This window comes from Prosthecobacter sp., from assembly GCF_014879935.1.
Lineage (GTDB): Bacteria > Verrucomicrobiota > Verrucomicrobiia > Verrucomicrobiales > Verrucomicrobiaceae > Prosthecobacter.
The window spans coordinates 1-7910 of record NZ_JACSRD010000070.1 but is presented as its reverse complement, the minus strand read 5'-3'; the positions used below and the strand labels follow the sequence as shown (position 1 = coordinate 7910).

General features: G+C 58.8%; 4 protein-coding genes and 1 riboswitch. Of the genes, 1 reads left to right on the top strand and 3 read right to left on the bottom strand.

Translation table 11 applies throughout. The annotated features are described in order from the left end of the window. Positions 1-109: 109 nt before the first annotated feature. From IAE77_RS03140 to thiC, 3 genes are all read right to left on the bottom strand, one after another. Positions 110-793 carry a hypothetical protein gene (locus tag IAE77_RS03140; protein WP_294221674.1) on the bottom strand — a complete coding sequence of 228 codons (684 nt, stop codon included), beginning with the start codon at positions 791-793 and terminating at the stop codon, positions 110-112. Then, the gene (locus IAE77_RS03135) at positions 790-3987 is read right to left on the bottom strand and encodes an N-6 DNA methylase (protein WP_294221671.1); all 3198 of its coding nucleotides are present in this window, start codon (positions 3985-3987) and stop codon (positions 790-792) included. The genes IAE77_RS03140 and IAE77_RS03135 overlap by 4 nt, the downstream gene beginning before the upstream one ends. Positions 3988-4056: 69 nt before the next feature. Next, complete coding sequence (gene thiC, locus IAE77_RS03130; protein ID WP_294221668.1) at positions 4057-6054, bottom strand: phosphomethylpyrimidine synthase ThiC; 1998 nt, start codon at positions 6052-6054, stop codon at positions 4057-4059. A 135-nt stretch (positions 6055-6189) separates the two neighbouring features. Further along, positions 6190-6301: riboswitch (TPP riboswitch) on the bottom strand. Between the two features lie 145 nt (positions 6302-6446). On the opposite strand from thiC, the gene IAE77_RS03125 reads away from it, so the two are divergent. Next, positions 6447-7823: a vanadium-dependent haloperoxidase gene (locus IAE77_RS03125; protein WP_294221665.1), complete on the top strand. Its 1377-nt coding sequence runs from the start codon at positions 6447-6449 to the stop codon at positions 7821-7823. Positions 7824-7910 lie beyond the last annotated feature (87 nt).

The following is a 7910-nucleotide window of genomic DNA, read 5'->3' as shown; positions in this document are numbered from 1 at the left end:
AGGAAACGGCTGGAGGGGGCTTTCGGGGCTCGATTCAGGCCCCGCAGCTTCCCGGGAGCAGGGACGAGAGAGGAAAGCAATTTTTCAGACTGATGCCGCCAAACACTCATCACTTCAGTTCGGCTACCAAGTGATGACAAAGGAAGGTGTGCGGCTTGCCACTCTGGATGCCTGGAACCGATCTTTGATGCTCGCTGGTATGATGCGAACGTTTCGCGAATGGAGGAAAAGGATTCAAAGGAACCCCAAGTGTCGCTTGAATGGCTGCAACTGCATCACTCGTTTTGCCATCCATGAGATAGCCAAGCAGAGCTGCTTGAGCCGAAAAGGGGGCACCTACTCCAGGCACATACTTTAGTTTCAGGTCGTCAAGGTAGCGTTTCACATCCGTCGGACGTGCGAGGAGCTTGGCTTCCACGGGCCAGCGAAGACGCGGATCATTCACGTTCTCAAATCCAATGTCATAGGATGGTGGCATGGCCGATGGGCTTTTGATGCTATTTGGCTCCCACGGCTCTTGTTTCGGCAAGAAGGTCTCAAACCCGTTGTGATTGGCTTTCCATAGCAAGGTGATCTCAGTTGCGTGAGCATCGGTGAGCATGCGCTCCAGTTGGTGCAAGGGCTGGGTGAAGTCCACTTTGCTGAGAATCTTGGCCTTCATCCGGTCGTAGCCTTGCCAGACGAGTGACAGAATGGATTCCACAACATCACTCGACCAAGCGTCAGCGATTGTGTTCCATTCGGGGGCGTCTGGAAATGCGTGATCGTAGATGGTGACGATGCGTCGGCTCATGCTTTGCTTCGTCGAGTTGCTCCAGCAGATTGAATCGTTGCCGCGAGTTCATCAGCGTCGCGGAGAGCTTGAGACCGCGTCCAGTAACGACGCTGGTCAGGTTTTAGTAGAAGAACAGTCGGAACTTTGGTGCCGTCTTCAGCCGAATGAGTGATAAACAGCCGTGCGACTCGCTGGAAGCCGATTCCGGCTGTTAGCGGCTCTCCAGAGCGAGAACGGACTCCAAGGCGTTTCTTGAAGAAGTCTGACATTTCAGCCAGCAGGCCTTTGGAGGTCATGACATCGTGTTTGATTAGCTTGCGCTGATTGGGCCACTCCAAGTGAACGGCAACCATGCGGAGCGGAAGCCGGGACTGCCCAGCATCTTCGTCAAAGATGGTCACGCGCACCGCCTTGCTCTTTCCGAAGGTGGCTCGGAGCGACTTGATCATGAAATCCGCATAAGCATGCAGTTCTCCATCGGCACTGTCATTCAGCACTCGCTGGGTGGGGAGGCGTCCAGGCTTCTCGTTGCCCTCCTTACCGCCATCTCGATACACGACATCCAGCAAATCGGCGATCAAGGCAGACTCGGCTTCGGACAGAGAAAACGCCTTCTCCACCACCCCATCGACTTGAGCGAGGCTCAGATTCTCCAGAGCCGGAATCTGGTCGGCAGGTGGTAGCGGCACATCGAGAATATCGCCGCTCAGAGCTTCTGCTCTATTTGCAACAAGTCGGCTGCTGGAGAGCAGGCCGAAGTAGGTTGCCAGACGGCTGTTAAGAGCTAGACACGCGCTCCGAAGCCAAGCGTCTCCGCCATGACATTGGTGGATTGATACATAGCGCATTGTTGCAATCACGCCCTTCTTGTCAGATGCAGGCCGAACGAGTCTTGCTTGGAACCTTCCGGATTCTTTCAAGATGGTTTTCTTCACCAGCATCTGTGGCGGGTTGAAAGCTTCATAGTTGTTGGCGGACTCCGCCTCGACTTTGGAGTTCTGATTTTTTGGCAACTGTTTGGCATCCAGCCACAAGCTCCCCTCGGACGGGAAAACCGGAGCTTCTAAGATGTGTCTGTCCAATATTTCCTTGTCGATTCTAGGCGTGCCTTTCGTCCGCTTTATTCCATCTCTGGTTATCAAAAGGGCAGATGCAATTGGATCGGTCTGAGGTTTTTTCGCGAGCTTGGACAACGTCACTTCACCAGCTAGACGCTTAACAAGCCGCCAATCCCTTCGACCACCCACAAGCAGCGCAGACCAGATGACCGGATCGTTTATGCCTTCGCTGTGGGTCAGCGTATGAATATCCTGCGGATCAATAGCGATCAATGAGTCATCCTCACCATTTCCTTGGGGCTTTGGACAGATGTAGGTGAAGGCAGTTTCACCAGAGCAAGGAACCGGGCGCATGGTGAGCAAACAGGCGCGGGCGGAAATGCCGGGGAACAAGTAAGCGCGAAGGTGGGTGAAGCTAACAACCTCTTCGATGGTGCAGGTGGTAAAGAGCTTGCGACGGTAGTCGAGCGTGGGACCGGTGCTGCGCTGATAGAGCAGCGGCATGGCCGGGAGGATCAAGGATATCGTGCCTTCCGGTTTGCAGAGGGCGGCAGCTTTGGAGAGGAACAGCGGACCGACATTCTTGTCAGCAATGGGCCAGCCGTTGTTCTCGGCCCACTTTGTAGCTAACGCATCTTCAGCGAGAGCTCCGCCTTTCCATGGTGCATTGCCAACGATCAAATCCCAGGAGGCGGCATCTTCCTGTGTTTTGAAGCCAGAGTGCTCTTCGGCAAAGAAGTCGCTACCGATGAGTCTATGGCCGCGAAGTGGCGGGAAGAGGGTGCTCTTCCAATACTGACGAGGATCAATCTCGTCGCACATGGCGAGGCAAAGGCTGAAGGCAGCGACTCGAACCGCTTCCACATTGCGGTCCACGCCCATCAACTGGCTCAAAATCGTGCGAAGGTCGTCGGCTTTGGGGTCTGCTCCAGGATTGGCATTACGCCACCGTTGAACCAATCGCTGGAATGACTTCACAAGAAAAATGCCTGAGCCGCAGCATGGATCGAGCACTCGAAGTTTCCAATCTGTGCCCCCCCACGGCAGCACACCATCGAGCACAAAATCCACGAGATGCGATGGTGTGTAGTAGGCGCTGGACTCTTTCTGGTCCTCGCCAAGAAACTCCTCATAGACGCTGCTGATGAACTCCAACGGCAAGGCATCGAACGAATACTCGGGCCATAGCGATGTCTGGCCTGTCCCCAAGTCGATCTCGCCGCTGACAAACTCTGCGAGGATGTTGAGATGGGCTTGGGACACATCTCTCTTTTCCTTTTCCCACTCTTGTTTGCGCTCGGCATCGGTGCTGCCTTTTCCGGTGAAGAGGTCGCCGTTGAACTTGGCATTCAGCCATTGGAACAGCGCATAGGTTTCGGACTTGTCCTGAAGGATCTGCTGAAGGGCAGTTGAGGCCGAATAGAACCGTTTCAACGAACCGTCAAAACGGCCTTCGAGCACTCGCTGGCTGATGGCCGGATTTCCATCACTGTCGCGACGCTGGAAAAGGAACTGGGTGAAGATGAGTCGGGCGAGCAGGTTATGGCAGTTTTCCATGCCCAAACCGCCTTCGAGTAACTTGGTGCGGACTGCGCGGAGATTGCCGACAAGTTTGGAATCTGCTCGCTCATCCTTGCGAAACTTGGTGGGACGTTCTTTGACAAAGTCGCCGCTCACGAGGTTGACCCAGTGCAACACCTGCGCGGCATCGCTCTCCAGCAAGCTGGCTCTTTTGGATCCTTGTTCGACCACCAGCGGCGGAAGGGCGCGAAGGGCATCGAGTTTGCGCTGTGTTTTGCCTTTCTTTGGTGCCATCGCAGAACTCCATGCCTGGACTCGATGCGGCTCCAAGGTGATCAGGAGCGAGGCTCGCGTGAAGTTCCACGCGAGGCGTTGAGCCTCGCGCAGCACATGATCGCCCACGGCTTGGCTGAACTGGCAAACAATCGCAATGGGAGCCTCAGAGCTATCGGCGTCTGAGTTGGAGGTGAGGAGACCAGTCTCAATCGTCACACCTTTTGCGAATCTGGTCAGAGCATCACCAATCTTAGTTCTGATCTGCCGGGCATAGTGTTCTTGACCTCCACCTTTCGGCGTAGTCACCCGCTCAGCGGATGGCCAGCCTAAGTGTTGAGAGAAGTCATCGAGCCACATGGGTGAATGGGAAGCTTGTGATTTGGGTCGAGTTTACAGTGACGCAGCTCTTTTTGGCAATCCTTCAAATCAGGCTGGCTGATAGACTTCGGCTCCGCTCTCGACGAACTCCTTGCTCTTCTCCGCCATCCCGCGCTGAAGAGCTTCTTCCTCGGAGATGGCTTGTTCGGCGGCGTATTTGCGGACGTCTTCGGTGATCTTCATCGAGCAGAAGTGGGGGCCACACATGGAGCAGAAGTGGGCGCTCTTGGCGCCGTCCTGCGGCAGCGTCACGTCGTGGTATTCGCGGGCGGTGACGGGGTCCAATGAGAGATTGAACTGGTCTTCCCAGCGGAACTCGAAGCGGGCCTTGGAGAGGGCGTTGTCGCGGTATTGGGCACCGGGGTGGCCTTTGGCGAGGTCGGCGGCGTGGGCGGCGAGTTTGTAGGTGATGACGCCGGCTTTGACGTCTTCCTTGTTCGGAAGGCCGAGGTGTTCCTTAGGCGTGACGTAGCAGAGCATGGCGCAGCCATACCAGCCGATCATGGCGGCGCCGATGCCGCTGGTGATGTGGTCGTAGCCGGGGGCGATGTCGGTGGTGAGAGGGCCCAAGGTGTAGAAGGGGGCCTCGTGGCACCATTCGAGCTGCTTGGCCATGTTTTCCTCAATCATGTGCATGGGGACGTGGCCGGGGCCTTCGTTCATGACCTGGACGCCTTTGGCCCAGGCGCGCTGGGTGAGCTCGCCCTGCACTTCGAGTTCGCCGAACTGGGCTTTGTCATTGGCGTCGGCGATGGAGCCGGGGCGCAGACCATCGCCGATGGAGAAGGAGACGTCGTAGGCGGCCATGATGTCGCAGATGTCGTCCCAGTGGGTGTAGAGGAAGTTTTCCTTGTGATGGGCGAGGCACCACTTGGCCATGATGCTGCCGCCGCGGCTGACGATGCCGGTCATGCGTGAGGCGGTCATGGGGACGAAGCGCAGCAGAACGCCGGCGTGGATGGTGAAGTAATCGACGCCTTGCTCGGCCTGCTCGATGAGGGTGTCGCGGAAGAGCTCCCAAGTGAGGTCTTCGGCTTTGCCGTTCACTTTTTCGAGCGCCTGATAAATGGGCACGGTGCCGATGGGCACGGGCGAGTTGCGCAGGATCCATTCACGGGTGGCGTGGATGTTCTTGCCGGTGGAGAGGTCCATGACGGTGTCCGCGCCCCACTTGGTAGCCCAGCGCATCTTTTCGACCTCTTCCTCGATGCTGGAAGCGACGGCGCTGTTGCCGATGTTGGCGTTGATTTTGACGAGGAAGTTCCGGCCGATGATCATCGGCTCGAGTTCGGGGTGATTGATGTTCGCGGGGATGATGGCGCGGCCGGCGGCGACTTCCGAACGCACAAATTCCGGCGTGATTTCCTCGGGGATTCGTTGCGGAAAGCGCCGGAAGATTGCGGGAGTTTCAAGTTTGTGAGTTTCAGGTTTCAAGTTGCCTGAGCCTTCGTGTTGCTTGAGCAGGTCATTGCGCACGATGTCGTCCTTGAGGTCCGACACTTGAAACTTGGAACCTGAAACTTGAAACCGCTTCATGTTCTCGCGAATCGCGATGAACTCCATCTCGGGCGTGATGATGCCCTGGCGGGCGTAGTGGAGTTGGGTGACGGGCTTGCCGGTGCTGCGAAGGGGATTGCGCTGGGCATTGATGGGGGCCTTCAGGGGGCTGAGGAGGCCTTCGCGCTTGGCGGCGGCGTATTCGGCGTGGTTGGCGGTGAGGTAGCCGTTGTCGCGGGGCTCGATGGCGCGGCCGGTGTATTCTTCGACGTCGTTGCGGGAGAGGATCCAGTTTTTGCGCAAGGCGGGCAGGCCTTCCTCGACGGTGCCTTTGTAGGAGGGATCGCCCCAAGGGCCTGAGGTGTCATAGACGCGCACGGGTTCATTGACCTCGATGCGGCCGTTGAAGGCCTTCGTGGGGCTCAAAGCGATCTCGCGCATGGGGACGCGGACGTCTTTGTGGATCTGCCCCTCGACATAGACGCGGGTGGAGGCGGGGAGTTGCTCGGAGGAATGGGGCTCGAAGGAGGTCTTGGGGTCGGCGATCATAAAGCGGAGAGCGTAGGGCTAAGGGCGGAGAGTCGGAGGTCAGACGTGAGATGTCAGAGGCGGGGGACCGTGGGGAGAGGGTTTCAAGTTTCAGGTTTCAAGTTTCAAGTTGGGGAACCTGACCTGAAGAAACTGAGATACCTCCGAGCGAGCTCCCTTCGGCGGCATGACCCGCATCAGGTTCGGAGGGTTCGGATCGAGGAAGATCCGTCTCAGTCCCTGCAGTGGGACGCCCCTGTCGTGACGGGGGCGATTGTCCGGCTGGGAGGGCGAAGGTCAAAGGCAATTTCCGCCTGCGGACAGGCCAGTGCGTTTGAGGGGATGCTTAGGAGGACGAAAGCATTTGCTGGATTATTGAAATTATAATAGGCTTCTCTGATTCGCCCCCCCCAATGAACGCTTTCCGCCCCTCTTTTCGCCCCCTGCAGGCCGCTTTGGCCCTGCTGCTGACTGCGGTCACCGCAGCGCGGGCGGATCTGGTGACGGAGTGGAACGCGCTGGCGCTGACGGAGATGCGCAGCGGGACGGAGGCCCCGATGATGGCCCGGGATCTGGCGATCCTGCACACAGCGATGTTCAACGCGAGCGAGAGCATCCGCGGCGGCTATGAGACCTACGGCTTCGGCACTTACTCGGCCCCCGGGGTTTCGGGCCCGCTGGGAGCGTCCTATGAGGCGGCGATGATCTCGGCGGCGAACACGGTGATGCAGAGCCTCTACTCGGGCGGGGCGGCCGGTTTCACATCGCTGTATGACACGCAGATGGGCCTGATCGCGGACGGACAAGCGAAGACGGACGGCATCGCCTGGGGCGCGAGCATTGCGAATGAGATGCTCACGTGGCGTGCGGCTGACGGCGCTGTGGACGCGGGATCGACGCCGTATTCGCCGGTGGGCACGATCGGCTACTGGCAGCCGACCTCGGCCTCCAGCGCGATGCTGCCGGGCTGGGGAACGGTGGGCACCTTTGCGATTCCGGGCACGGGCGGCTATCTGGGAACGCCGCCGGGCGGCTCCGTAACTGCGTATGTGCAGGATGAGAGCGGTCCGTATGGCAGTGATTACAATGAGGTGAAGGAGCTGGGGGCGCTGTTCAGCCCGACACGCACGGCGGATCAGACGGACCAGGCCTATTTCTGGGCGGCGGGAGACGGCACGGTGAAAGTGACTGGGATGTGGAATCAAGTCGCGGAAGCCGCCGCGCTGAACGCGGGTCTGTCGGTGGCGGACACGGCCCGTCTTTTCGCAGCCCTGAATGTGACGCTGGCGGACGCGAGCATCGCGGGCATGGCGGCCAGCTACGACATGCAGTTCTGGCGGCCGGAGACGGCCATCGCGAATGGTGATGCCGATGGCAACGACGACACGACGGTGGACGCGTTCTGGGCACCGCTGATCGCCTCGCCCTCTCTGCCCGAATACGTGGCGCTCGGAGCGACGCTGAGCGAGGCCGCGGCGGCGACGCTGGCCTATTATCTCGGTGACAGCCAGTCCTTCAGCCTGGGCAGCGACATCAATGGCGACGGCAGCGTGGATCTGACGCGGGATTTCACCAGCTTCAGCCAGGCGTCGGACGAGGCGGCGCTGAGCGGGGTGTATGGCGGCACGCAGTTCCGCACCTCGGCGGAGGATGGCCAGACGATGGGGGCCAGCGTGGCGGACTTTGTGGTGAACAACAACTTCGCCGCCGTACCGGAGCCGGCCAGCGCTCTCCTGGTGCTGCTGGGATTGGGCGTGTGTGCGAGGCGGCGGAGGGTGAATGGCGAATGACGAATGACGAATGACGAATCAATGTCGTTAAGTTAAGGGGTTTTCAGCAAGAGGTTGAAAAAGAAGAGGAGATGAACGAGACGAGGT